This window comes from Streptomyces californicus (assembly GCF_000717645.1).
Lineage (GTDB): Bacteria > Actinomycetota > Actinomycetes > Streptomycetales > Streptomycetaceae > Streptomyces > Streptomyces californicus.
In genome coordinates, this window is the sequence record NZ_JNZZ01000004.1 from 132,260 (window position 1) to 157,297 (window position 25,038).

The window sequence follows — 25,038 nt, forward strand, 5'->3', positions numbered from 1 at the left end:
CCACCGCGAGAGGTGAGCCGCCATGGGGCCGGGCGCCGGGGCTCAGCGGTCCCTCGGGTCGAGGAGCCACAGACCGAGCACGACGAGGAACGACAGGCAGAGGAAGCCGGCCCCCCACCAGGCCGTGCCGGTATTGCCCATCATCCACTCGTCGATCAGGACCGTCAGGCCCCAGAGCTGGCCGATGACGACGGTCATGGCGAGGACGAGCCGTGCGGTCAGCTTGGAGGAGCGCTCGGGGTCCTGGTCGGTGTCCGCTCCGGGCCCGGGGCCGGTGTGCCGGACGCGGGGGTCTCCGTAGCCGCTGGTGGGGCGGATCTGCGGGTACCGCTCGTGGACGGGCCGGTTCAGCTCGGGCTCTGCGCTGCCGGGGTGGTAGGTGGGGTAGTGGCTGCCAGGGGGCGGCAGCGGCTGCTCGGGGTGCGGGGTCTCGCTCATGCCCGCCCGCCCGGATTCTCGGCGGTGCGCCGGTTCCGGGGCGGGTCTCCAGCGGACCGGGGCTGCGCTCCGGCGGCCTGGGGCCGTGCTCCGACGGTCCGGGACCGGTCTGCGGCGTCCCGGGGCCGTGCTCCGGCATCCCGGCCCCGGTCTGCGGCGGCCCGGGGCGGGGATTCGGCCCCGCCGCTGATGTCGGGGCAGCCGATACGGGCGGCGAGGTCGGGACGCTCCCCGCCGAGCCCCCGGCAGAGCCCTTCCTCGACGCTCTCCCCCGAGCGGGTGGTCCCCACCGCCCAGACGCTTCCGTCGTCCTGCTCGATCACCACGACCTTGGGGAGCCCGCGCGGTGGCGGGCCCGCGGTGACCTCGCCGGACCGGGCGTCGAACACCCCCTCGTGGCACGGGCAGTACAGCTCGCCCTCGGGGCCCCGGTCCTCGCGCCACAGGACGGCGCAGGCGAGGTGGGTGCAGACGGCGGAGTAGCCGACGAGGGTGCCGTCGCCGAGGCGGACGGCGACGGCCCGGTCCTCGTCGCCCGGGTAGCGGAAGGCGATCGACTCGCCGGGCAGGAGCCGCGCGGCGATGCGCTTCGGTTCGGGGGCCTTGCCCTTCTCGTCGTCGCCGTGCCGGTGGAGCATGCCGGCGGCCACCCCGATGCCGCCGACGGCGAGTCCGCCGGAGACGGTGGTGACGATCCGCAGATAGTCCCGTCGGGTGGTGAGGGAGTCGGCGGCGATCCGGTCCTGGAGCGCCTCGCGCGGGTCTCCCCCGGCGGGGTGCTCGCCGGCCGGGGGCTGCTCGGTGACGCTCATCGGCGGACGTCCCTCCCGTTGATCTCGACGACGGGCAGTCCGCCGGGGACCGGCCACTGGACCCGTTCGGCGGGGACGACCATCGCCACGCCGGTGCGGACCTCGGTCTCGCCGAAGACGAAGGTGTCGGCGACCTGGACGCCGGGGCGCTCCGCCTGGAGCTCCTCGACCGTTCCGTAGAAGAGGGCCCCGGTCGGGCAGACGGTGGCGCACATGGGGGCGAGGCCGTGGGCGGTGCGGTCGTAGCAGAGGTTGCACTTCATCTGGAGCTTCGCCTGGAGGTCGATCTTCGGCACGCCGAAGGGGCAGGCGTTGACGCAGTTCGAGCAGCCGATGCAGCGGGTGGTGTCGGCCTGCTGCACCACACCGTCGGCGGTCACCAGGATCGCGTCGGCGGGACAGACCTCGGCGCAGGGGGCCACCGGGTCCTCGCAGTGCATGCACACGGTGGGAAGGGAGGCGACGGAGTGGCCCTCGTCGGTGTAATCGAGATGGATCATCGATTTGCCCCGGTGCGAATCGCATTCGCGGCAGGCCGAGACACATGCCTGGCAGCCGATGCAGCGGCCCGGGTCGATGAAGATCGTTCTGCCCATCACGGTGGCTCAGCTCCTCTCCGATGTGCCACGGCCCTGGGGGGCGGTGGGCGGCAACGGGTCGGTACGGGAGACCTGGGTCTCGGGGTAGGCGACGTGGCCGGGGGCGACCGGGGGCGCGGGGACCTCGTCGATCTGCTCGGCGTGCTCGATGCGGCAGGCGCACACCTTGTACTCGGGGATCTTGGACCGGGGGTCGAGGGCGTCGATGGTGAGCGCGTTGGCCGCGGTGGGGACGGGCCAGTGGTACGGCACGAAGACGGTGTCGGGGCGGATCGCCTCGGTGACCAGGGCGGGGAACACCTCGCTGCCGCGCCGGGTGACGACGCGGACGGGTTCGCCGTTGCGGAAGCCGTGCGAGGGGTGGATCTCGGCCCAGGGGCGCGGGGTCTGTTCGACGAGGGCGCCGAGCCTGCGGGTCTGGTTGCCGGAGAGGAAGTGGGCGACGGTGCGGCCGGTGGTGAGGGACATGGGGTGCTCGTCGTCGTACGGGTCCATCGGCGGGTGCCATTCGACGACCTGGAGGTGGATCTTCCCGTCGGGGTGGTAGGTCCGGCCGTCCTCGAAGAGACGGGGGGTGCCGGGGTGGTCGGTGGTGGGGCACGGCCAGGCGATGCCGCCGGTCTCCTCCAGCCGCTCGTAGGTGATGCCGTAGTAGTCGATGACGGTGCCGGCGGAGGCGGTGCGCAGTTCGTCGAAGACCGCCCGGGAGTCGGGGAAGTCGAACTTGTCGCCGGCGCCGAGGCGGCGGGCGAGTTCGCACATCACCCAGGTGTCGGTGCGAACGCCGGGCGGCGGGTCCTGGGCCTTGTTGTGCTTGACCACCCGGGCCTCCGCGTTGGCCATCACCCCTTCGTCCTCGGCCCAGGTGGTGACGGGGAAGACGACGTGGGCGTTGGCCGCGGTCTCGGAGAGGAAGAAGTCGAACTGCGCGTGGAACTCGGTGGCGTCGTACCCCTCCTTGACCACCCGGTAGTTCGGCAGGGAGACGAAGGGGTTGTTGCAGATGCCGATCAGGCCGCGGATCTCACGCCGCTGCATCTGCCAGACCATTTCCATCATGGAGGTCCCGGCGGGCGGGAGTTCGGACTCCTCGATGCCCCAGATCTCGCAGATCTGCCGCCGGTGCTCCTCGTTCAGGATCGAGCGTCCGCCGGGCAGGAGATCGGCCTTCTGGCCATGCTCGCGGCCGCCCTGGCCGTTGCCCTGGCCGGTGATGGTGCCGTAGCCGGCGCCTGGCTTGCCGAGGTGGCCGGTGGCGGTGCACAGGTTGATCACGGAGAGGCAGTTCTCGACGCCCTGCGAGTGGTGTTCGATGCCCCGGGCGTGCCAGGCCATGGCCTTGGGGGCGCGGGCGAACATCCGGGCGACCTGGACGATCTGTTCGGCGGGGATACCGCAGATCGCGGCGGCCCGGGCGGGCGGGTACGCGGCGGCCTTGGCCTTGACCTCCTCCCAGCCGGTGGCGTGGGCGGCGAGGAACCGCTCGTCGGTGAGCCCTTCCTCGATGACGACGTGCAGGACGGAGGTGAAGAAGGCGGAGTCGGTGCCGGGCTTGAGCGCGACGTGGATGTCGGCGGTCCGGGCGACGGCGGTCTCCCGCGGGTCGATGACGATGAGGGAGGCTCCGCGGTCCCGGGCTCCCCAGACGTACTGGGTCATCACGGGGAAGCACTCGCCGACGTTGGAGCCCGCGATGAGCAGGCAGTCGGTGAGCAGGATGTCGGAGAAGGGGTTGCCGGCCCGGTCGATGCCGAAGGCGAGTTTGTTGGCGCCGGCCGCGCTGACCATGCAGAGGCGGCCGTTGTAGTCGACGTGGCGGGTCCTGAGCGCGACCCGGGCGAACTTGCCCACCAGATAGGTCTTCTCGGAGAACAGGCTGGCCCCGCCGAGGAGTCCGAAGGCGTCGTTGCCGTGCGTCCGCTGGATGCGCTTGATCTCGGAGACGGTGAAGTCGAGGGCCTCGTCCCAGGAGACCTCTCGGAACTCCTCGTCGCGGGAGCGGCGCATCAGGGGGGCGGTGAGCCGGTCGGGGTGGTTGACCTGCTGGTAGGCGTTGATGCCCTTGGGGCAGAGCCGCATCCGGTTGATGTCGTGGTTGCGGGGTTCGACGCCGAAGACCTTGCCGCCGTGGTCCACGCGCAGGTACATGCCGCACTGGACGCCGCAGAAGCAGCAGTGGGTGGGCACGAGGGTCTCGCCGTTCTGGTCGGCGTGCCACCGGTCGGCCGGGATGCCGCCCGCGTCCCGGAAGGCCCGGGTGCCGGGCGGGGCGAGGGAGGGGTCGAGCGGGATGAACGTACGGCGGTCGGCGGCGGCCCGCGGGTCCGCGGTCATTTGAAGCCCTTCTTCACATGGGAGAGGTAGGCGCTGCCGCGCAGCACCCGCTTGCAGCGCGGGCAGTATTCGGCCCAGGAGTCGAAGTCGAGGGTGAGGTCGCGCATGGTGCCGCGCAGGTTCTCGACGTAGGGCCCGGTGTCGACGGGCTCCTGGCAGCGGCGGCAGAGGAAGACCTCGTCGTTCTCGCGGGCGGTGTACTTGAACAGCTGCATGCCGACCGCGGCCGGGCGCTGGACGATGTGGAAGAACTTGCCGAACGGGATGTAGATGAGGGTGAAGACGACCGAGACCATGTGCAGGATCGCCAGGAACTGGTAGCCGCCGCCGTGCAGGAAGATCGAGGAGAAGGTGAGCAGGAGGCCCGTCACGGAGATGACGATGAGCGCGATCAGCGGCACCAGGTCGTAGGCGAAGCGCTGGCCGGTGGCGGCTCCCCGGTCCTTCATCCGGCGCCACAGGAAGTACGAGGCGCCGGGGATGACGAGTACGGCGGCGATGTCGAGGCCGTGGAACATCAGCCAGCCGAGCAGGTTGAGCGAGTCGAAGCCGAGGATCTTGAACCCCCAGATCCGCATCTCGTAGCCGGGGCCCGAGCCGGTGCCGGAGGTGAAGGTGAACCAGCCCCAGGTGAGCGGGAAGGTGATCAGGGCGGCGAGGACGCAGCCCCAGAAGATGAGCTGGTGAGCGGCCCAGCGGGCGTGCGAGCGGGCGCCGAGGAACTTCTGGAAGCCGAGGTAGGTGGCGATCATCTTCGGCAGGGCGGTGGGGGCCTTGCGGAAGTTCTCCATCGAGAAGAGGCTGCGCCAGCCCTGTTTGAAGAGGCGTCGGGCACCGGGGGCGGAGATCCAGACGGTGTAGCGGTAGGCGACGCCGAAGGCGAGGAAGACCGTGGCCACGGCGTACGGGAGGAGGGCCGAGTCGAAGGTGCGGAGCATACGGCTGCCGAGCACGATCGCGACGATCAGGAGGAGGGACACCCCGACGCCGGCGAGCGTGGCCCGGGTGGTGACGGACCGGAGCCCGGTCGCGGCGGTGGACGACTCCGCCGGGCTGCCGGGATCGGATGGATCGGCTGCTGCGGTGGCTTCTGAGGGCTCGGTCACCCGGCCACCGTAGGACCGTTCAGTGGCTTTTCACCCGTTTTGACAGGTGGGCGGGTGAGCGGGTCGCCCGGACAGTCGCAAGGGCGGGCAGTGGGTGAGCGCGACCGTGCGGACTGCGGTGCGGACAGCGGGTCGGGCGCCCCACAGGTGGCCGCCCAGGTGGCCGATTCGGACGAGGGCTTGCGCGCCGGGTTCACGCCGCCGGTACGTTCACTACGCACCGGTCCGTGTTCCCGGCGGGCCCCGACCTCGACCGGAGGAGCCGCACGATGACGCCCGAGGACGCCGTGGAGCCCGTGGAACCGACCGGCGGGCCGACCGGTGACCCGGGAGGCCCGGCCGCCCCCGAGGGCGCCGGGGGCGGGAGCCGGAAGGGGGCGGGAGCCGGGGCACGGACCCGGGAGACGGTGGGCTTCGACGCCCGGGGCGGGGAGGGTGCGGGTGCGCCGCGGGTGGACGCGCTGACCGATGTGGCCGGTGTCCGGGTGGGACACGCGGAGGTCGCCGGGGCGGGGGCGTTGAGCGGTACGACCGTCGTCCTGGCGCCCGAGGGCGGGGCCGTGGCCGCCGTGGACGTACGGGGCGGCGGGCCGGGCACGCGGGAGACGGACGCGTTGGACCCGCGCAACCTGGTGCAGCGCATCGACGCCGTCGTCCTCACGGGCGGCAGCGCGTTCGGGCTCGACGCCGCCTCCGGCGTGGTGGCCTGGCTGGAGGAGCAGGGCCGGGGCGTCCGGGTCGGCCCGGGTCCCACTCAGGTGGTGCCGGTCGTTCCGGCGGCGGCCCTCTTCGACCTGGGCCGGGGCGGCGACTGGCGGGCCCGCCCGGACGCGTCGATCGGCCGGGCCGCGGTGGAGGCGGCGGCCGCCACGGGGTTCGGGCAGCCCGTGGCCGAGGGGAGCGTGGGCGCGGGGGCCGGTGCGGTGGCCGGGGAGGTCAAGGGCGGCATCGGTACGGCGAGCCTCCGCCTCCCCTCCGGGGTCACCGTGGCCGCCCTCGTCGCGGTGAACGCGGCGGGCGCGGTGGTGGACCCCCGGACCGGCGTGCTGTTCGGGGAGTACGGGGCCGGTGAGCCTCCGGCGTACCCCCCGGCCGAGGTCCACGCGGAGGCGGTGCGCCGTCTCGCGCGGGTGCGGGAGGAGGCGGAGGCGGCCGGGGGCGGGACGCCGCCGTTCAACACGACGATCGCGGTCGTTGCCACGGACGCCGACCTGACCCGGGCGCAGGCGCAGAAGCTGGCGGGGACCGCGCACGACGGACTGGCGCGCGCGGTGCGCCCGGTGCATCTGCTGACGGACGGGGACACCGTGTTCACGCTGGCGACCGGGCAGCGGCCGGTACCGGTAGGGGATCCGGTCGCGGTCAACGAGATCCTGGCGGCGGGCGCCGACGTCCTGGCGCGGGCCATCGTGAAGGCGGTGCGCGCGGCCCGGAGCGTCGAGGGCCCGGGCGGCCGGTTCCTCTCGTACGGGGAGCTGTACGGGTAGGCCGCCCGGGGAGCTGTACGGGTAAGTCGGCCGGTGGGCCGGTGGTCCGGCAGCCGGTGGGCCGGTAGGGCGGCGCCGGTGAGCCGGACTATCAGCTAGCCGTCGGCTGAGCAGGGGGCGTGCGGGGTGAGTGAGGGGGCGCGCGGGGGTGACCGATTCACCTTCTTCGCAAGGGAGTTCACCCCCAACCGCCCGAAATGCGCCGGGAACAGGCGGGGAACTTTCTGCGTGCGCCCTACGTTTTTACCAACCCCGGTCACGATGTCGGACCCAGGGACTACGTTGAGCACGCACCAAGTAACACGCGGCGACGGCCTGGAGACACCACCTTGAGCGATCCGTACGAGTCAACCGAGCACCACCTCGACAGCCTCCTGCGACGCGCCCTCAACTCCTTCGAGCTGCCCGACAGCACGGTCGACCGCCTCGGCACCGCGCTCGCCCACAGCAGTTCGCTGCACTCGTCGCACCACAGCGCCGTACTGCACCGCGAGACCCACCGGCACACGTATCTCCTCACCGACGGCTCCGCACTGTCCCTGTGGGAGCTGGTGTACAGCGAGGGCCGCGACGTGTCGGCCCCGCCCCGGCACGAGGTGTACGACGAGGAGGGCGACGCCCGTGTCGCGGCCTCCCGGCTGGCCGGCAGCTTCGACGACTCCCCGCTCTTCGGCGACGAGGGCGCGCCGGAGGCGCCGGGAGAGCTGGAGATGCTGACGATCCTGATGTCCGCGCCGCCGTCCGTGCTCCCCCGCACGTACTCGCCGGACAATTCGGCGGACCACGCCCGCCGGGTGCTGCGTCGCGCGGAGAACGCCGACCGGCCGGGCGAACCGACGGCGCGGCTGCTCCGGGCCGCCTTCGCCCACCACATCACGCAGATCTTCGGGCGGCAGTGCGATGTCGACGGCCGGTCCGCGGGATTCACGCTCTACGAGCACGCGTTCCTGCTGCTGGACGGCAGCGAGACGAGCCTGTGGGAGGTCGAGCACACGGCCACCCCCGACGGCCGCCACATGTGCGAGGTCTACGAGGACGAGCAGACCGCCCGCGCGGCGATGGAGAGCCGCGCACGGATCTGCTGACGCCCTGCGCGACGGCCCCGGTGGCCCTGCGGACGCCTGCGGCTCCCGCGCGGAAGGCCGGTTCCCCTGCGGATCAGCGCAGGAGAACCGGCCACCACACCAGGGAGGGCGGACACCGCCGCCCTGCCCATCACGCCGGACGGGTTCGACCCGTCTGCGGGGTCGTCACGCGGCGTCCGCCGACGGTTCCGGCGCCCCCGCCGCCTCGCCCTCCGTGTGGGCGCGCGGCCGGGCGGGAAGCGCGAACATCACCAGGAAGATCACCGCGAGCACTCCGGCCACCCACCACAGCGTCTGCTGGAAGGCGCCGACGAACGCGGGCCCGACCTCGGCAGGCGTCAACCGGTCGCCGATCGCCCCGAAGAAGACCACGGAGACCAGGCCGAGGCCGAGCGCCGTCCCCATCTGCTGCACCGTGTTGATGAGCCCGGACGCCGAACCGGCATGCTCCTTCGGCACCTCGGAGAGGACCGCGTCGGTCAGCGGCGCCACGATCAGCCCCATCCCCGCGCCCATGACCACCAGCGGAACGGCCATCTGCAGGGACGTGATGCCGAGCCCGTACCGCTCGCTCTCCCAGAGGTAGATCAGCAGCCCGGCGATCATGAGGAGCGCGCCGGCCTGGAGGACCTTGCGGCCGAAGCGGGGCACCAGCTTCTGCACGGAGATCGCGGCGGCCACCGAGACGGCCACCGAGAACGGGACGCCCGTCGTGCCGGCGCGCAGCACGCTCCAGCCGAGCCCGGTCTGCATGTAGAGGGTCCAGACCAGGAAGAAGATGCCGAGGCCGACGCCGAAGGTCAGCTGCACGGCGATACCGGCGGCGAAGCTCTTGACCCGGAACAGGGACAGTTCGATGAGCGGCGAGCCGTCGGTCCGTGCCTTGTGCCGCTGGTACCGGACCAGCGCGCCGAAGACGAACAGGCTCCCCACCATGGACAGGTGGCCCCAGAGCGGCCAGCCCAGCTCGTGTCCCCGGGTGAGCGGGTAGATGAGCATCAGCATGGCCAGCGTGATGAGGGCGACGCCCGGCAGGTCGAGCCGGACCGCCCTGGGGGCCTTCGACTCGCGGATGAACTTCGCGCCGAGGACCAGCCCCGCGATGCCGACGGGCAGGTTGATCAGGAAGATCGGCCGCCAGCCCAGCCCGAACAGGTCTCCCTGGGTGAGCAGCGCGCCGAGCAGCGGACCGGAGACCGCGCCGAGTCCGACGATCGCGCCGAAGAGTCCGAAGACCTTGCCGCGTTCGTGCGCGGGGAAGGTGGCGTGCACGATCGACAGGACCTGCGGCACCATCAGCGCGGCCGTCGCCCCCTGGAGGATGCGCGCCGCGACCAGCATCTCGGGACCGCCGGCGAAGCCGCAGAGCGCCGAGGCCAGCGTGAACCCGCCGATCCCGATGAGAAAGAGCCGCTTGCGCCCGTAGATGTCGCCGAGCCGGCCGCCCGTGATCAGTCCGGCCGCGAAGGCGAGGGCGTATCCGGCGGTGATCCACTGGATCGCGGCGACCGATGCCCCGGTCTCCTGCTGGATGCTGGGGATCGCGATGTTGACGATGGTGACGTCGACCAGGTCCATGAAGGCCGCCGTCATGACGATGGCCAGCGCGAACCAGCGCCGCCGGTCGGCCGGAGCGGACGAGGGGGCCTCGGTGGTCGGCGTGCTCGGCACGACCGGTGTGACTGGTGTGGCTGGTGTGGCTGGTGTGGCTGATGCGACCGTGATGGTCGCATCGGTCTGCGGTGCCGCGAGCGGCGAAGGTGCGGAAGAAGGCATGGGAGGAACCTAGGGAGCCATTAGGCCAGATCATGACCTGATGAACCGGCACCCTGAATTCCATGACGGACACCCCGGCACGACTGCTGAAACTGTTGTCGCTCCTCCAGACCCCCCGCGAGTGGCCGGGCGGCGAACTGGCCGACCGGCTCGACGTCAGCCCGCGCACGATCCGCCGCGACATCGACCGGCTGCGCGACCTGGGCTACCCGGTCGAAGCCTCGCGCGGCTCGGTGGGCGGCTACCGCTTGGTGGCGGGCGCCGCCATGCCGCCCCTCCTGCTGGACGACGAGGAGGCGGTGGCCATCGCCGTCGGCCTGCGCGCCGGAGCGGGGCACGCGATCGAGGGCGTCGACGAGGCGTCCGTACGGGCGCTGGCCAAGCTGGAGCAGGTGCTTCCCTCCCGGTTGCGGCACCGCGTCTCCGCCCTCCAGAACGCCACCGTGGCGCTGACCAGGGGCGACGGCTCCACCATCGATCCGCGGACCCTGACGACGCTGGCCTCGGCCGTGACGGGGCGGGAGCGGCTCAGGTTCGCGTACCTCAGCGGCGACGGCACCCCGTCGAAGCGTCTGGTCGAGCCCTGTCGGCTGGTGAGCGCCGGGCAGCGCTGGTACCTGGTGGCGTACGACCTCGGCCGGGAGGACTGGCGTACGTTCCGGGTCGACCGGGTCGGCGAGCCGTACGCGACGGGGGCCCGTTTCGCCCCGAGGCCGCTGCCGGTCGAGGGTCCGCCGGACGCTCCGGCCGCCGGGCCGGACGGCGCACGGGACGGCAGCGGCGGCGGGAGCGGGAAGGCACACGGGAGCGGAGGCGGGGACGCGGCCGTCTTCCTCGCGCGGTCGATGCGGCGGATGCAGCCGGAGCTGCGGCTCGACGTGCGGTTCTCGGCACCGGCGGAGTTCGTGGCGGCCCGGTTGCCCGCGCATCTCGGCGCGCCGGAACCGGACGGGGAGGGCGGCTGCCGGCTGCGGTCCTCGTGCACCGACTCGCTGGAGTGGGTGGCGCTGCGGCTGGCGCTCGTGGACTGCGAGTTCTCCGCGCAGGGGCCGCCGCAACTGGTGGAGTACCTCGCGGACCTGGGCTCCCGGCTCACCCGCGCCGCCCGCCCCGTGTGACCGCGCACCGCCCGAGGCCGGGCGGGGCCGCGCACGGACGGCAGGACGGCACTGGCTCGGCCGCGCGCGGAAGCAGCAGAAGCAGGAGCGAGGCCATGTGAAGGGCCGGGACAGGGATGAGCCCCGACGCCGGGGGGGGTGGGCGCCGGGGCTCAGCTCGGGGACCGGAAAACCGGTCGGTCGACCGGAACGACCCGGTCGGTCAGCCGGTGCGAACCGGCTTGATGGGGAGATTACGGGTTTATTGGCTCACGCCACAGCGTCAAAGCCCGTGTCGTGCGCCATTCGCTTCAATTCGAGCAGCGCGTGCTTCTCGATCTGGCGGATCCGCTCCCGGGTGAGGCCGTGCTGCTTGCCCACCTCGGTCAGGGTCCGCTCGCGCCCGTCCTCGATGCCGTACCGCATCTTGATGATGGAGGCGGTCCTGTTGTCGAGCTTGCCGATCAGGTCCTCCAGCTCCTCGCTGCGGAGCAGGGTCAGCACCGACTGCTCGGGCGAGACGGCCGACGTGTCCTCCAGCAGGTCACCGAACTGGGTGTCGCCGTCGTCGTCCACGGACATGTTGAGGCTGACCGGGTCGCGGGCCCAGTCCAGGACGTTGCCGACGCGCTCGGCGTTGGAGTCCAGCTCGGCGGCGATCTCCTCGTGCTCCGGGTCGCGCCCGTGCTCGCGGTTGAACTCGCGCTGAACCCGGCGGATCCGGCCGAGCTCCTCCACCAGGTGGACGGGGAGCCGGATCGTACGGGACTGGTCGGCGATGGACCGGGTGATGGCCTGGCGGATCCACCAGGTCGCGTACGTGGAGAACTTGAAGCCCTTGGCGTAGTCGAACTTCTCGACCGCGCGCACCAGGCCCGCGTTGCCCTCCTGGATCAGGTCGAGCAGGGGAAGCCCCGCGCGCGGGTAGCGGCGGGCCACGGCGACGACGAGTCGGAGGTTGGAACGGATGAATATGTCCTTGGCGCGCTCGCCCTCGGCGACCAGCGCCTCCAGCTCCTCACGCTTCGCACCACCGGCGTCGCTCTCCACCTCGCCGTCGAGGATCTGCTGGGCGTAGACGCCCGCCTCGATGGTCTGGGAGAGGTCGACTTCCTTGGCGGCGTCGAGCAACGGTGTGCGGGCGATCTCGTCCAGGTACATGCCGACCAGGTCGCGATCGGCGATTTCCCCGCCCACGGCGCGAACACTGCTTGCCCGGGCGTCGGTCCCACCGGAGGTGGCGGACTGACGACGGGCGACGGCACGGGTTGCCATGCGTGCTCCCTTGCTGAGTAGGTCGCGACACCCTTCCGGGTGCCCTGCATCCGATGGAAACAACGACTGGAATCCGGACAGAATTCCCATGCCGACCATTCATTTTCGTGATCATGCAGTACCCTGTCCGGCTCCGACCCCCGGATACCGTTCCCGAGTACCCCCGGAAACGCAGGTCAGAGCCGGTACGGCGGGCGATTCGGCCCCATTCCGGCTCCCCGGCCGGATACCCGCGATCGGCGCATCCATGAGACCGCGCTCACTTACCCGCCCACTTCGTCCCGTCCGCCGTCCCCCGCACGGCCCTCGCGGAGCCCTCGGATCGGCCGCCACCCCTGGCCGTCCGGTCTCCGGTAGGACCCGTCCGCCCGGGCGGACGCCTTGCGAGCGCGCTTCCGCCTCGGAAGACGGCGGGGGCGGCGTCCGGGTTGCTCGGGGCGGTGGCAGCGGTGACGGACCAGGACCGTGGACCGAGAGCCGCCGGGGCCCCGGACCGAGCATCTCGGGACAGGGGACCGAGACACGTCGAGACCACAGCCCGATCCCCCGCGCTCCACGCCTGCCTAGCCTCACGGCATGGACGACACCACGGGCATCCTCGACGAAGCGCTGGAGCGCATCCACCTCTCGGGGCCGGAGCGCGACGGCTGGCTCAGCAATCACGCACCGATGGCCGTGGAAGCCCTCGTGCGGCACGGCCGGGCGGCGGCCGTGCACCGCTGGCTGGACCGTTACGGGCCGAAGCTGGAGGAGATGCCGGCCGCCGGCGCCCCGGTCACCGCGCACGACTGGCGCGAGGCGCTGGGCGACCCCCGCCGCATCGGCGACTGGACGGCGTTCTTCGAGCGCGAGACGGCCGGGCGCCCGTGGCAGGACGTGCTCGTCGAGTGGTGGCCCCGGCTGCTGCCGGGCATCGCGGCGGGCGCCACACATCCGGTGATCCGGCTGGGCCATGCCGTACGGACCCTGCTGGCGGGTGAGGCGACCGCGCCGCGCGTCCGGGAACTGGCCCACGCCCTGGGCTACTGGGCCGCCCGACACCAGCCGCTGCCCGCCACGACGCAGCTCGCCCCCGCACCGAGCGCGGCGGCGGCGCTGGACCGGGTGGAGCCGGTGCCCGTACAGAGCGGAGGCGTCCGGGACAGGTTCGCTCAGCTGACCGGCTTCCCGCAGTGGCCGGGTCGGGGGCCCGCCGACGCGGAGGCCGCCCGGTCCGCGCTTCGGGAGCTGGTGCCTCGACCCACCGGTACGCGACGCACGGCTACGGCGAGCCGATCATGCTGGTCCACGCGGCGACCGCCCCCAACGCGGTCCTGCGCACCCTGCCGGCCCCGCCCGCCCGGCTGTGGGAGCCGAGTCTGCGGGCGGCCTGGGCGGCGAGCGCGGCCGTCACCGCCGCCTACGCGCCCCGGGCGCCCGCCCCGGTCCCCGCGACGGGCGGCGCGGCGGCGGACGCGGAAGACCTGTTCGCGCGGGCGGCGGCCCACGGGGACGATCACACGATCAAGTTCACGGACACGGCACTGGACGTGGGCGACGCGCTCGCTTTCGCCGCCGCCCGGCGGGCGATCGAGCTGAATCGGCCGGTCTTCTAGACCACCCGTGCTCCGCGCCGGCCGGGGGCCCGCAGCGCTTCTCAGCCGAACTGCACCGAGCGCTTGGCCAGCCCCATCCAGAAGCCGTCGATGACGCTGCGCCCCCGGTCCAGCTCGTCCTCGGCCGCGCCCAGCGTCACGAAGAGCGGTGCGAAATGCTCCGTCCGCGGGTGGGCCAGCTTCCCGGCCGGGGAGGTGTGCTCGAAGTCGATCAGCGCGTCGATGTCCTGGGCCCGCAGCGCGCGGTCGCCCCAGTCGTCGAACTCCGCCGACCAGCCGGGGACGCCGCCGCCCTGATGCCGCAGGGCGGCCAGGTTGTGGGTGAAGAAGCCGCTGCCGACGATGAGAACGCCCTCGTCGCGCAGCGGGGCGAGCTTGCGCCCGACGTCCATCAGCTTCTGTGGGTCGAGGGTCGGCAGGGAGATCTGGAGTGCGGGGATGTCGGCGTCCGGGAACATCTCGACCAGCGGGACGTACGCCCCGTGGTCCAGGCCCCGGTCCGGGATGTCCTGCACCGGGGTGCCCGCCCCCCGCAGCAGTTTGCGGACGCTGTCGGCGAGCTGCGGGGCGCCGGGCGCTCCGTACCGTACGCCGTAGTAGTGCTCGGGGAAGCCCCAGAAGTCGTAGACGAGCGGCACGGTCTCGGTGGCTCCGAGGGCGAGCGGGGCCTCCTCCCAGTGGGCGGAGACCATCAGGATCGCGCGCGGGCGCGGCAGCTCCGCGGACCAGGCGGCGAGCTGGCCGGGCCAGACCGGATCGTCGGCCAGCGGCGGCGCGCCGTGCGAGAGGTAGAGGGCGGGCATGCGCTCCGCGGTGGCTGTCATGGCACTCCCATCCACTGGACGCGGGTCCGGGCGACGGCCCCGTTCCAGGGGCGCCGGCGGGTTCGGATCCGGTCACGAGTTCGTCAGAGCAGGAGTTCCCCGAGGTCATCCGGGGGATCGTTGTTCAGGGGCCCTGCGGAATTCCCGCCGGAACTCCGCCGGATCCCCTGCGGGGACCTCCTGGGGCAGGCTTCTTGAATTTTCAAGTTCCTACCTCCGGAGACCTTAGCTCTATCTAGTTCAACTTTCAAGAAAAGGTCGTACAGTGGAGTACATGACCACGGCATCCACCGGCGCGCCGCGCTGGCTCACCGACGAGGAGCAGCACACCTGGCGCGCCTATCTGCATGCCACCACGCTCCTGGAGGACCACCTCGACCGCCAGTTGCAGCGTGACGCCGGAATGCCGCACACCTACTACGGGCTGCTCGTCCAGCTCTCGCAGGCCCCCCGCCGCCGGATGCGGATGACGGAGCTGGCCCGGAACGCGAAGATCACCCGGTCCCGGCTCTCCCACGCCATCGCGCGGCTGGAGAGGAACGGCTGGGTGCGCCGCGAGGACTGCCCCTCCGACAAGCGCGGCCAGAACGCGGTGCTCACCGACGACGGTCACGCGATGCTCAGCCGCTCGGCGCCGGGCCACGTCGAGGCCGTACGGCAGGCGATGTTCGACCGGCTCACGCCGGAGCAGGTGAAGAGTCTCGGGGAGATCATGAAGGCGCTCGCCACCGGCCTGGAGCCGGAGGGCGCGAACGCGGATCTGCCCTGGCTCCGCTGAGCGATCACCGGGCTGTCCCGGCCGGAGCCAGGGCGTTTTCCCGGCCGGAGCCGGGCGGCGGATCACTGAGCGGAGCCAGGGCAGCGGAGCGGCACCGGCAGAACCGGCGGGTGACGGCCGGGGCCCGGCCGTCACCCGCCGGCCCTCAGTGGGCGATGACCGGAATCCTGTACTCCTCCTCGGCGTCCGCGCCGGACACGCCGTCCGCCGTTCCCGAACCGGAACCCGCGGCCGCGCCCGTCCCGGGGCGGCCGGTGTTGATCAGGGTGAACGCGATGGCCGCGGCGGCGACGAGGATGCCGACCGCCCACCAGATCGCCGCGGCGAACCCGCTGACCATGGCCTGGAGCTCCAGCAGCCGCGGGTCCGTGGCGCGGGCCGCGTGGTCGGCGACGTAGGCGGTGGTGGCGCTCGCCGCGATGGTGTTCAGCAGGGCGGTGCCGATCGCGCCGCCGACCTGCTGCGAGGTGTTGACCATGGCGGAGGCGACCCCCGCGTCACGCGGCTCGATGCCGTGCGTGGCCAGGGACATGGCCGGCATGAACGCCGTGCCCATGCCGAGGCCGAGCAGCAGCATGCCGGGCAGGATGACGGCCGCGTAGCTCGTGCCGAGGTCGAGCTGGGTCAGGAGCAGCATGCCGACCGCGGCGACCAGGAAGCCCGGCCCCATCAGCAGGCGCGGCGGGACCCGGGTCATCAGCCGGGTGCCGATCTGGGTGGAGCCGGTGATCATGCCCGCGATCATCGGGAGGAACGCGAAGCCGGTCTTGACCGGGGAGTAGCCCTTCACGACCTGGAGGTAGTAGGTCAGGAAGAGGAACAGCCCGAACATCGCGATGATGGCGAGGCCCAGCGAGAGGTAGACCCCGCCCCGGTTCCGCTCGGTGAGGACGCGCAGCGGCAGCAGCGGCGACTTCACGCGCGACTCGGTCACGACGAAGGCCAGCAGGAGCACGGCGGAGGCGATGAACATGCCGATCGTCAGCCCGTCCGACCAGCCGGACGACTCGGCGCGGGTGAAGCCGTAGACCAGGGCGACCAGGCCGAGCGTGGAGAGGACGACGCCGGGGATGTCGAGCGGCGCGCGGTTGCGGGCGCCGGAGGGCTCGCGGATGACGAAGTACGCGCCCGCGGCGGCGACGACGGCGAACGGGATGTTGACGAAGAACGTCCAGCGCCAGTTCAGGTACTCGGTGAGGAAGCCGCCGAGGATCAGCCCGACCGCGCCGCCGCCGCCGGCGATGGCCCCGTAGATGCCGAACGCCTTGGCGCGCTCCTTGGCGTCGGTGAACATGACGGCGAGCAGGGAGAGCGCGGCCGGGGCGAGCAAGGCGCCGAAGACGCCCTGGAGGGCGCGGGAGCCGAACATCATCGCCTCGTTCTGGGCCGCCCCGCCGAGCGCGGAGGCCAGCGCGAAGCCGACCAGGCCGACGACGAACGTGCGCTTGCGGCCCCACAGGTCGGCGATCCGGCCGCCGAAGAGGAGGAGACCGCCGAAGGCGAGGGCGTAGGCGGTGATGACCCACTGCTTGTTGCCGTCGGATATGCCGAGGTCGGTCTGGGCCGAGGGCAGCGCGATGTTCACGATGGTCGCGTCGAGGACGACCATCAGCTGGGCGAGCGCGATGAAGGCCAGGGCTTTCCAGCGACTCGGATCGGGAAGAGCGGTGTCAGCGATACGTGACATACCGGCTGTTTTTGACATGGGAGTAGCCACCTAGGGACGTGCGAGGGCGCCGGGGCACCGCGAGATGAGCGTCGGCGGTACGCGCTGCGGCGTACGCGGGACGGTTGCGTGGGCCGCCCGCGCGCGGCAGGGGCGCACGGGCCGGAGTTCGTGAGGAAGGCGTTCGGGAGGGAGGGGGCGCCGGTGGGCCGGAAGGTTCAGTTCGGTGCGGGCGTCAGGAGCGCCGCAGGTCCTCCAAGGTCGCCGCCGAGCCGGGAAGTTCGGAGCGGGCCGGGGTCTCCAGTCCGTCGAGGAACAGCTGCAGATGGCGGTGGGTGAACCGGTCGATGCCCTGGCAGGCGATGCCGGGGAGTGGCCGGGTGAGCTGGGAGAGGGCGACGAGCACGTCACCGACGGCGATGTCGGTGCGCAGCCGCCCCGCGGACTGGGCGCGCGCCACGAGTCCTTCGACGGCCTCTTCGAGGCGCCCGCGCTCGGCGAGCAGGTCGGGGTGGTCCCGGTCGAAGACGCCGGAGAGCATCGGGCACAGGGCGCCGATGCGCTCGTCGGCCGCCGCGTGGACGAAGCGGCTGAGCGCGGCGAACGGATCGGCCTCCGCCGCCTCGGCCTCCTCCGCGCGCAGGGTGGTGCGGGAGGTCACCGCGAGGACGACCTCATGGGTGAGGGCGGCCCGGTCGGGGAAGTTGCGGTAGAGCGTGGCGTTGCCCACGCCCGCGCGCCGGGCCACGTCGTCGAGCGCGACGTCCGGCCCGAACTCGACGAACAGCTCGCGCGCGGCGGCGATGATCCGCTCACGGTTGCGCAGCGCGTCGGCGCGCGGGCGGGGCGTACCGCGGCACGGAGCCGTCGGCGCCGCGCCCTTGGCGCGCGCGGCACTGTCGGCGCGCGCGGCGGCCTTCGCGGGCTCAGCGTCCCTCGCGGCGGTCCCGGCGGCGGCCCGCGCGGTCGAACCGGCGGCGGCCTCCGCGGCGGTCCCGCCCTTCACGACGCTCCCCGTCCCCATGACAGCACCCTCCCCTTTCCCTCTGCGTGGTCGATCGGTCCCGCCCCGTAAGCGGGGACCGCTTCCCCGTTTAGCGGGGACACAGGTGCAAACGGGGAGAGCCTCCCCGCTTATTTCGGCACGTGTTGTGACGTGCATCACTTCACTGCGCGAGGAAAACCCTCCGATCGGCGCACCCGACGAGCGCCCGCGCACCGCCCGGCACAGGCTGATCGCCAGAGCGCAGTCAGGGGCCGGCCGACTGCCGCGGACCCCGAAGGCGCCTCTATGCAGCAGCCCCGCCACCGGATACGCAGACACCGCCGCCCGATCGCCCTGGTCGGAGCGACCGCGCTGGTCATAGCCGCCATGGCCACGGCCAGCACCACGCTCCCGACCGGCGGTCGCGCCTCGGCCGGCCCCGCGCCCACCAGCCAGGACGCCGCCCTCGCGCCCTGCCGCATCTCCTCCGCCATGGGCGTCCAGATGTCCGAGGGCCTGCCCACACCCCCCGGTTACGCGCGCTCGACCGGCGAGATCAGGGCGCTCAACCTGATGATCGACTTCCCGGACGCGGAGGGCACGGAACCGGCCGAGGACCGGTACGCGGAGTTCTTCCCGCAGACCTCGGAGTGGTTCCGGACCAGCTCGTACGGGCGGCTCGACTACCGCCCCGAGGCCCCCGTCAAGGACTGGCTGCGGATGCCGGCGCCGTTCGCGGAGTACGGGATAGAGCGCGGTTCACCGTTCGAGCCGGGCTACCGCCAGCTGGTGAAGGATCTCGTCGCCGCCGCCGACCCCGAGGTCGACTTCTCGGCGTACGACCTGGTCAACGTCCTCGTCACCCCGAACGCGGGCCCCTCGGCGCTGGACACCGTGCTCTCGGTGACGTTCTCCGGCAACGACGAGGCCCCGGAGGCGGACGGCGTACCGCTGTCGAACACGTCCTTCGTCTACAGCCGCCAGGACGACGGCTCGGGCTCGTACGCCGAGACCGGATACCGCGTCCTGCCGCACGAGAACGGCCACGTCTTCGGGCTGCCCGACCTCTACACGATGGAGGGCGGCGGCTCCGTGGGGCACTGGGACATCATGTCCGAGGACTGGGGGGCCAACAACGACTTCCTGGCCTGGCACAAGTGGAAGCTCGGCTGGCTCGACAACGACCAGATCAGCTGCGCCTCCCGGCCCGGCGTCAGCGAGCACACGCTCGGGCCCCTGGCGTCCGAGGGCGGCTCCAAGCTCGCGTTCGTCCCGCTGAGCGCGGAGTCCGGGTACGCCGTGGAGGTCCGCACGGCGGCGGGCAACGACGAGGCGGTCTGCCGCCCCGGGGTGCTGATCTACAAGGTCAGCTCGGACGTGGACACCGGCCAAGGCCCGGTCTCGGTCGCCGACGCCACGGAGGACAGCGGCGGCTGCACCCGCCGCCCCAACGTGCACGCGGAACTGTCCGACGCCCCGTTCCGCCCCGGCCAGACCTTCACCGACCGCGCCCACGGCGTACGGATATCCGTGCTGGACGAGGACGACGACGGCAACTACCGGGTACGGGTCACGCGCCCGTGAGCCCTCGCGCGTCGAGGTCGGGTCACGCGCGCGTGAGTCCCCGCGCGCCGGGGTCGGATCACGCGCCCGTGAGTCCCCGCACGTCGGGGTCGGGTCACGCGCCCGTGAGGACCGACACCCACCCCTCGCGGAGCACGGCGCGGTCCCCCGTACGGAACCAGCCCCCGTCACCGAAGGCGGCCCCGGTCGCCGCCGGGTCGTGCCAGTAGCCGCGGAACAGCGACTGGCCCCGCAGCCACAGCTCCCCGGCCGCCCCGTCGGGCAGCGCCTCACCGGACGGTCCGGCGATCCGCACCTCGGTCGCCGGCGCGGGCCGGCCCGCGCGACCGGGACCATCGCCCCGGTCGGGGTCGGACGGCACGAGCACACTGCCGCCGGTCTCGGCGAGGCCGTAACCGCTGCCGGGCAGCGGGTGGGCCTCCCCCTCCGCCGCCCCCGCGAGGTCTTCGGCCAGCAGGAGCGCGGCGCCGACCGCCATCGCACCGTAGAGCGCGCTGAAGGCGGCGGGGCGGGGGAAGGGGAGCGTCAGCCGGACGGCGGGGGCCTGTCCCGGGAACACGCCGCGCACCAGGGCGGCGACCGCCGCGTGGTAGCGGGAGTCGGTGGCGGCTCCGGCCAGGGCGAGATGGGTGGCCACCGCGCCCCGGAGGCGGCCGGAGCCGTCCGCGGTGTAGAGGATCGTGGCGTCGTCCTCGGGCCGGGGCTCCACGTCCGGCGGCGCGGCCAGCGGATCGGGCGCGGGGAACTCCTCGTACCGCTCGATCCGCAGCCCCGGCGCCTCCTCCCCCGCGGGCTCGGGCCCGGGGAGGAGGACGACGCGTGTTCCGGTCCGACGGGCCCATCCGGCGGTCCGCCCCAGCCACTCCCCGTCCACCAGGAGCACCTCGGGCCCGCAGTCGTCGAGGACGTGGGCGAACTCCTCGTCGGTCCACCGCGCATCGGCGGGTACGGCGACGATACCGGCCAACTGGGCGGCCCAGAAGGCGATCTGCCACGCGGCAACGTTCCGCGCCGCCACCACGGCCCGGTCCCCGGAGCGCAACCCGTAGCGCTCGCGCAGGAGTACGGCGAGGGCGGAGGCGGCGGCGAAGAACTGCCCGTAGGAGCAGGTGCGTTCGCCGTCGACCAGGAACGGCGCGTCCCCATGGGCCCAGGTGGTCTCCACGAACTCCCGCAGCGTACGCGGGCCGTCGGCATACTCCGGTACGCCCCGCTCGGTGACGACCACCGCGTACGGTGCGCCCGGCGCGGTGAGGGACGCCTCGACCCGCTCGACCCGCCGGGTGTGCTCGGCCCGGGGCAGGGGCGGTGGGACATGGGGCACGGGCGGCCTCTTCTCGATCCGGCGCGGGCCCCCGCCGGCCACCCCTGGCGACCGTCGGCGTACCCCTGACGCCTGCTGACAGGCGAGACGCTATGCGGACGACGGCGCGACGCCAAGACCGCGGCCGGACAGACCCTGAGCGCCCGGACACCGCCGAGGCTCGCACGGCGGTGTCCGGGCGGGACCGGGTCAGGCCCGGCGGGAGCGCCAGAGCCAGACCGAGCCGACGGCTATCACGGTCAGGGAGATCAGGTTGCCGACGAGGGCGGGCAGTTCGCCCGCCGGGGCGATGGTGGTCTCGTTCCAGAGGACCGCCGCGACGACCGGCAGCAGACCGATGGCCGTGACGCCGACGACCTTCTGGCGCGGCCTCCAGTGCACCGAGGTGCAGAGCAGGACCCCGCCGACGATCCGGAAGATCCCGCTGCCGACGCGCAGCGCGTACACGTCGGGGAGGAGGATCACGAGGAGGTAGGGCACGGTGAGCATCAGGAGCGGCACCAGCGGATGCACCTTGCCGCGCCGGGCCGGTGCGGGGGCGGCGCCTTGGACGCCCGCCTCCGCCAGCGCCGTGGCCGCGATCGTCCGGGGGTCCCCGAGGCCCGCGAGGATGTCGCCCACCGGGGTCGCGGGCTGCTCCGCTCGGGTCACCTCGATGTGCTCGGCGAGGTCCGCGACCAGCTCCTGCCGACGGCCGGCGGGCAGCGCGGAGGCTTCCCGCTCGACAGCGGCGAGGTAGTCGCGTACGGGGTCGGCGGTCGTCTTCATGCGTGGTCTCCGGCAGAGGCGTGGGGAACGGTCAGAAATGCGTCGACGGCGTCACGGAAGCCGGGCCAGACGCGGGTGAACTCATCGAGCGCGGCCCTGCCGCTGTCGGTGAGCGCGTAGTAGCGGCGGGGCGGGCCGGAGGCGGACTCCTGCCAGGTGGTGGTGACCAGGTCGTCACGGCGGAGCCGGGACAGCAGCGGGTAGACCGTGCCCTGGCTGGTGGCCAGGGCCCCGGAACCCTCCAGCTCCCGCAGGAGCTCGACGCCGTACCGAGGACGGTCCCGCATCAGAGCGAGCACGCAGTACTCCAGGACACCCTTGCGCAACTGGGCCGCTGCCCGCGCCTGCTTGCTCGCATCACCTGCTTCCATGCGATGCATAGTACCTGTCCGGACAAGGCTCTTGGCAAGCCCCTCCGGACATGCGGAAACCCCCAGCCGATGGCTGGGGGTCGGGGTGGCTGCCGCCGGTCGGGGGCGGCCCGGGGAGCGGGACGCGTCGCCCGCGCCCCGGGTTCACCCCCTTCCTGTGATTCCTCGGTCCGGCAGGCCGTTGGCGCGGGCGCGGGGCCGGGCGGTGACCGGCATGTGCTTCCAGCCGGAGACGAAGGCGTACGCGAGTCGTTCCGGCGGGCCGGCGCGCTGGAAGTCCTCGAAGCGCGTGCGGAGTTCCTCGAAGAGGATGCGCAGGGCGATCCGGGCCACGCGGGACCCGACGCAGTAGTGCGGGCCGATACCGAAGGCGATGTGTGCCGCCGTCGCCGAGCGGGGCGATCAGGTCGACGACCAGGGGGCTGATCATGTCCTTCTGGCGTTCGACGGCCTTCACCACGAGGGGCTTCTTCAGGCGCGTCTGCCTCTCGGTGCGGCGCGGCCGGTCGGTGACGGCGAGCTGCTTGCCGCCGATGTTCCAGAAGCCGCCCTTGTCGTCGATCTCCTGGCGCGTCAGGGTCTCCTGGGCCCGCATCCGCCGCCCTACGGCATATGCGTCGCCGTCGCTGGACAGCCAGGGGTCGACGAGATCGGCCGCCACCCCGTGGTGCACGGGACATCCGGAAATCGCCGCATTCGACAGGGCGGCGTCATGGACTTTCCAGGGGGTTGCCCTTTCGTCCGGTGGAGATGCCCGCGGGGCAACGCACACGACGGGTTTCAGGCGGGCTCGGGGATTTGACCATGCGTTTAATCGCCCAGCGGCGATGCAATGAATGGGACACATACAGATGGTCTGACGGCGCGCCGGGACACGGCCCGCGCCGTCTCCACCGGGGACCCCGTCACCGGTGGCGCGACCTGCCTTCCGTCCACCGGCCGCCCGCAACGGCGGCCTCGGCCCGGGCCGCCCGAAAGCCCCGCCGCCCGAAGGTCATCGCATGAAAGTCGCCGAATCATGACTATGGAGGCAATGCGGCGCCCCCGCCAGGCACACCCTTGACATGCCCATCGAGACCCGCATACCGTAATTCAGACATTGATCGGCGATCACCGCCGCACCTTACAGTAAAATCCTTTCCGTTTTCCTTTTGCTTGCGCCCCATTCTTTCGCCGCATACATTCGCGGTTTCCGTGATCGGCCCATTGCTCACCAGTGGTCCATTGTTCACATGAGTTTCGGGGGATACTCGCGTGCTGTCCGTTTGGCACCCGGCCACCAAGATGCAGCAGGGCCGGCGGGTCCTCGACCGCGACGAACGGCAACGGCCCGCCCAACTCGCCCCCTCCGTGAGGGAACCGGGCGGCTGCCCCGTCCCGCGTCGAGGGCTCGGTCGCCTTACCGACCCTGCTGCGCCGCCTGCCCGGCCTCGAACTCGCCGTCCCGCACGATGCGCTGGAATAGGTCTTCGACAACTCCACCAGCCGGGGCCTGAACAAGCTTCCGGTCCGCTACCGCACCCGGCTCGCCGTCGACGACCCGGAAGGGGTCCACTGATGCCCACCCGTACGACTCTGGTCTGCCTGCCCTTCGCGGGCGCCGGAGCCTCCTTCTTCCGCCCCTGGCAGCGCGTCGCCGGCGACCGGCTGACGATCCTGCCGATGCAACTCCCCGGCCGGGAGCGCCGGATCGACCAGGACCCGTACACCGACGTCGGCACGGCGACCGACGGCCTCCTCGCCGACCTGCGCGCCGCGCTCGCCGACGACCCCCGGCTGCCGCGCCGCATCGCCCTCTTCGGGCACAGCCTGGGCGCGGTCCTCGCCTACGAGCTGGCGCACCGGCTGGCCGGGGACCCGGACGGCCCCGCACTCGTGCACCTCTTCGTCAGCGGCTCCCCGCACCCCGCCGAACAGCGCGGCCGCCGGGCCACGGGCCTGCCCGACGACGCGTTCCTGGCGCGGGTCAACGAGTTCGCCGGGTACACCCACGAGGCGCTCGACGACCCGGAGATGCGCGAGCTGATCCTGCCGACGCTCCGCGCCGACGTGCGGATGCACGAGAGCTACACGCCCTCCACCGACCAGGCGCTGCCCGCCCCGCTCACCGCGGTGCGCGGCAGCCACGACGAGCTGGTCTCCGGCGAGGAGGCGGCGGCCTGGGAGAAGGTGGCCGGCGCCGGCTTCCGCTCCGTGGAACTGCCCGGCGGCCACATGTACCTGACCGAGTCCGCCTCGGCCCTGCTGGACGTCGTCGCCGCCGGCGCGGGCGTCGCGGAGGAGGGCGAGCCGTGCGCCTGACCGGAAAGACCGTCGTCGTCACCGGCGCGGCCCGGGGCCTGGGCCGGGCCACGGCGGAGGCGTGCGCGGCCGAGGGCGCCGACCTGGCGCTGCTCGACCTCTGCGACGACCTGCCCGGGGTGCCGTACCCGCTGGGCACGGCGGGCCAGTTGGAGCACACGGCGGAGCTGTGCCGCAAAGCCGGCTCCGCGGTGCTCACGGCCCGCTGCGACGTGCGCGACCTGCGTTCCGTGGAGGAGGCGGTGGCGCTGGCGGAGGAACGGTTCGGCGCGCTCGACGGCGTCGTCAACAACGCCGGGATCGCGGCGCCGTCGGGCCGGCCGGCGCACGAGATCGGCGAGGAGGAGTGGGCGCTGATGATCGACGTCGACCTCTCCGGGGCCTGGCGGATGATCCGCTCCGTCGGCGGGGCGATGAGCGCCCGCCGCTCGGGCAGCATCGTCAACATCGCCTCCACGGCGGGCCTGGTGGGCTACCGGCACTTCGCCGGGTACGTCGCCGCGAAGCACGGCCTCATCGGGCTCACCAGGGCGGCGGCGCTCGACTACGCCCCCCGGAAGGTACGGGTCAACGCCGTCTGCCCCGGCTCGGTCCGCGACGACCCGACCGCCGAGGGCCGGATGCTCGCCGAGATCGCCCGCGCCCTCGACGTACCGGTGAGCGAGCACGAGCAGGAGTTCGTCGCGGCGCAGCCGATGAACGCGCTGATCGAGCCGGCGGACGTGGCGGCGGCCGTGGTCTACCTGTTGTCGGACGACGCCCGGCAGGTGACGGGGACGACCCTGACCGTGGACGGCGGCTTCTCGGCCCGCTGAGCACGGCGGTCGGCAGCG

General features: G+C 72.7%; 21 protein-coding genes and 1 pseudogene. 8 read left to right on the plus strand and 14 right to left on the minus strand.

What is annotated here, in order from left to right; translation table 11 throughout:
• Positions 1–42 precede the first annotated feature (42 nt).
• The 5 genes from IF19_RS0107245 to IF19_RS0107265 are packed head-to-tail and all read right to left on the minus strand — an operon-like array spanning position 43 to position 5,289.
• Entirely contained in the window at positions 43–438 is a 396-nt protein-coding gene (locus tag IF19_RS0107245; RefSeq protein WP_030115602.1) for a hypothetical protein, read from the minus strand.
• Positions 435–1,250, minus strand: a complete 816-nt coding sequence (locus IF19_RS0107250; protein ID WP_030276199.1) for a QcrA and Rieske domain-containing protein — start codon at positions 1,248–1,250, stop codon at positions 435–437. The genes IF19_RS0107245 and IF19_RS0107250 overlap by 4 nt, the downstream gene beginning before the upstream one ends.
• On the minus strand, positions 1,247–1,849 hold the full coding sequence (locus tag IF19_RS0107255) for a 4Fe-4S dicluster domain-containing protein (protein ID WP_030115604.1): 603 nt from the start codon (positions 1,847–1,849) through the stop codon (positions 1,247–1,249). The genes IF19_RS0107250 and IF19_RS0107255 overlap by 4 nt, the downstream gene beginning before the upstream one ends.
• 6 nt (positions 1,850–1,855) lie before the next feature.
• A complete protein-coding gene (locus IF19_RS0107260) occupies positions 1,856–4,183 on the minus strand; it encodes a molybdopterin oxidoreductase family protein (RefSeq protein ID WP_030115605.1) in 2,328 nt (775 codons plus the stop codon).
• A complete protein-coding gene (locus tag IF19_RS0107265; RefSeq protein WP_030115606.1) occupies positions 4,180–5,289 on the minus strand; it encodes a hypothetical protein in 1,110 nt (369 codons plus the stop codon). The genes IF19_RS0107260 and IF19_RS0107265 overlap by 4 nt, the downstream gene beginning before the upstream one ends.
• A gap of 269 nt (positions 5,290–5,558) precedes the next feature.
• Here IF19_RS0107265 and IF19_RS0107270 point away from each other — a divergent pair, with 269 nt between their 5' ends.
• Complete coding sequence (locus tag IF19_RS0107270; protein ID WP_234313169.1) at positions 5,559–6,776, plus strand: P1 family peptidase; 1,218 nt, start codon at positions 5,559–5,561, stop codon at positions 6,774–6,776.
• A gap of 329 nt (positions 6,777–7,105) precedes the next feature.
• Entirely contained in the window at positions 7,106–7,861 is a 756-nt protein-coding gene (locus tag IF19_RS0107275) for a DUF6227 family protein (RefSeq protein ID WP_030115609.1), read from the plus strand.
• A 165-nt stretch (positions 7,862–8,026) separates the two neighbouring features.
• On the opposite strand, the gene IF19_RS0107280 is transcribed toward IF19_RS0107275, so the two are convergent.
• On the minus strand, positions 8,027–9,454 hold the full coding sequence (locus IF19_RS0107280) for an MFS transporter (protein ID WP_234313171.1): 1,428 nt from the start codon (positions 9,452–9,454) through the stop codon (positions 8,027–8,029).
• A 245-nt stretch (positions 9,455–9,699) separates the two neighbouring features.
• Here IF19_RS0107280 and IF19_RS0107285 point away from each other — a divergent pair, with 245 nt between their 5' ends.
• Entirely contained in the window at positions 9,700–10,755 is a 1,056-nt protein-coding gene (locus IF19_RS0107285) for a helix-turn-helix transcriptional regulator (RefSeq protein ID WP_030276204.1), read from the plus strand.
• A gap of 249 nt (positions 10,756–11,004) precedes the next feature.
• Here IF19_RS0107285 and IF19_RS0107290 read toward each other — a convergent pair whose 3' ends face one another.
• The gene (locus IF19_RS0107290) at positions 11,005–12,009 is read right to left on the minus strand and encodes a sigma-70 family RNA polymerase sigma factor (RefSeq protein WP_030115612.1); all 1,005 of its coding nucleotides are present in this window, start codon (positions 12,007–12,009) and stop codon (positions 11,005–11,007) included.
• A gap of 576 nt (positions 12,010–12,585) precedes the next feature.
• Between IF19_RS0107290 and IF19_RS01000000134575 the strand changes: the two are divergent.
• Positions 12,586–13,604, plus strand: a pseudogene (locus IF19_RS01000000134575) (questin oxidase family protein).
• A 41-nt stretch (positions 13,605–13,645) separates the two neighbouring features.
• On the opposite strand, the gene IF19_RS0107300 reads toward IF19_RS01000000134575, so the two are convergent.
• Positions 13,646–14,428, minus strand: a complete 783-nt coding sequence (locus tag IF19_RS0107300) for a dioxygenase family protein (RefSeq protein WP_030115613.1) — start codon at positions 14,426–14,428, stop codon at positions 13,646–13,648.
• Between the two features lie 265 nt (positions 14,429–14,693).
• On the opposite strand from IF19_RS0107300, the gene IF19_RS0107305 reads away from it, so the two are divergent.
• A complete protein-coding gene (locus tag IF19_RS0107305) occupies positions 14,694–15,206 on the plus strand; it encodes a MarR family winged helix-turn-helix transcriptional regulator (protein WP_030115614.1) in 513 nt (170 codons plus the stop codon).
• Positions 15,207–15,351: 145 nt separating this feature from the next.
• Here IF19_RS0107305 and IF19_RS0107310 read toward each other — a convergent pair whose 3' ends face one another.
• The gene (locus tag IF19_RS0107310) at positions 15,352–16,893 is read right to left on the minus strand and encodes an MFS transporter (RefSeq protein WP_032747170.1); all 1,542 of its coding nucleotides are present in this window, start codon (positions 16,891–16,893) and stop codon (positions 15,352–15,354) included.
• 214 nt (positions 16,894–17,107) lie between these two features.
• Positions 17,108–17,896: a TetR/AcrR family transcriptional regulator gene (locus IF19_RS0107315; protein ID WP_106973597.1), complete on the minus strand. Its 789-nt coding sequence runs from the start codon at positions 17,894–17,896 to the stop codon at positions 17,108–17,110.
• 267 nt (positions 17,897–18,163) lie between these two features.
• Here IF19_RS0107315 and IF19_RS0107320 point away from each other — a divergent pair, with 267 nt between their 5' ends.
• Positions 18,164–19,441, plus strand: coding sequence for a M6 family metalloprotease domain-containing protein (locus IF19_RS0107320; protein WP_030115617.1), 1,278 nt, complete (start codon positions 18,164–18,166; stop codon positions 19,439–19,441).
• A gap of 94 nt (positions 19,442–19,535) precedes the next feature.
• Here the strand turns inward: IF19_RS0107320 and IF19_RS0107325 are convergent, their stop codons facing one another.
• The 4 genes from IF19_RS0107325 to IF19_RS1000000138130 all read right to left on the minus strand — a co-directional run bounded on the left by IF19_RS0107325 (position 19,536) and on the right by IF19_RS1000000138130 (position 22,237).
• On the minus strand, positions 19,536–20,765 hold the full coding sequence (locus tag IF19_RS0107325) for a class I adenylate-forming enzyme family protein (RefSeq protein WP_030115618.1): 1,230 nt from the start codon (positions 20,763–20,765) through the stop codon (positions 19,536–19,538).
• A 189-nt stretch (positions 20,766–20,954) separates the two neighbouring features.
• Complete coding sequence (locus IF19_RS0107330) at positions 20,955–21,533, minus strand: HAAS signaling domain-containing protein (protein WP_030115619.1); 579 nt, start codon at positions 21,531–21,533, stop codon at positions 20,955–20,957.
• Positions 21,530–21,904 (minus strand): PadR family transcriptional regulator, encoded by a 375-nt coding sequence (locus tag IF19_RS0107335; protein ID WP_030115620.1) that lies wholly within the window; start codon positions 21,902–21,904, stop codon positions 21,530–21,532. The genes IF19_RS0107330 and IF19_RS0107335 overlap by 4 nt, the downstream gene beginning before the upstream one ends.
• 144 nt (positions 21,905–22,048) lie before the next feature.
• A complete protein-coding gene (locus tag IF19_RS1000000138130) occupies positions 22,049–22,237 on the minus strand; it encodes a hypothetical protein (RefSeq protein WP_030115621.1) in 189 nt (62 codons plus the stop codon).
• 1,224 nt (positions 22,238–23,461) lie between these two features.
• Between IF19_RS1000000138130 and IF19_RS0107355 the strand changes: the two genes are divergently transcribed.
• Entirely contained in the window at positions 23,462–24,205 is a 744-nt protein-coding gene (locus tag IF19_RS0107355; RefSeq protein WP_030115622.1) for a thioesterase II family protein, read from the plus strand.
• Entirely contained in the window at positions 24,196–25,020 is an 825-nt protein-coding gene (locus tag IF19_RS0107360; RefSeq protein ID WP_030115623.1) for an SDR family oxidoreductase, read from the plus strand. Before IF19_RS0107355 ends, IF19_RS0107360 begins: the two co-directional genes overlap by 10 nt.
• Positions 25,021–25,038 lie beyond the last annotated feature (18 nt).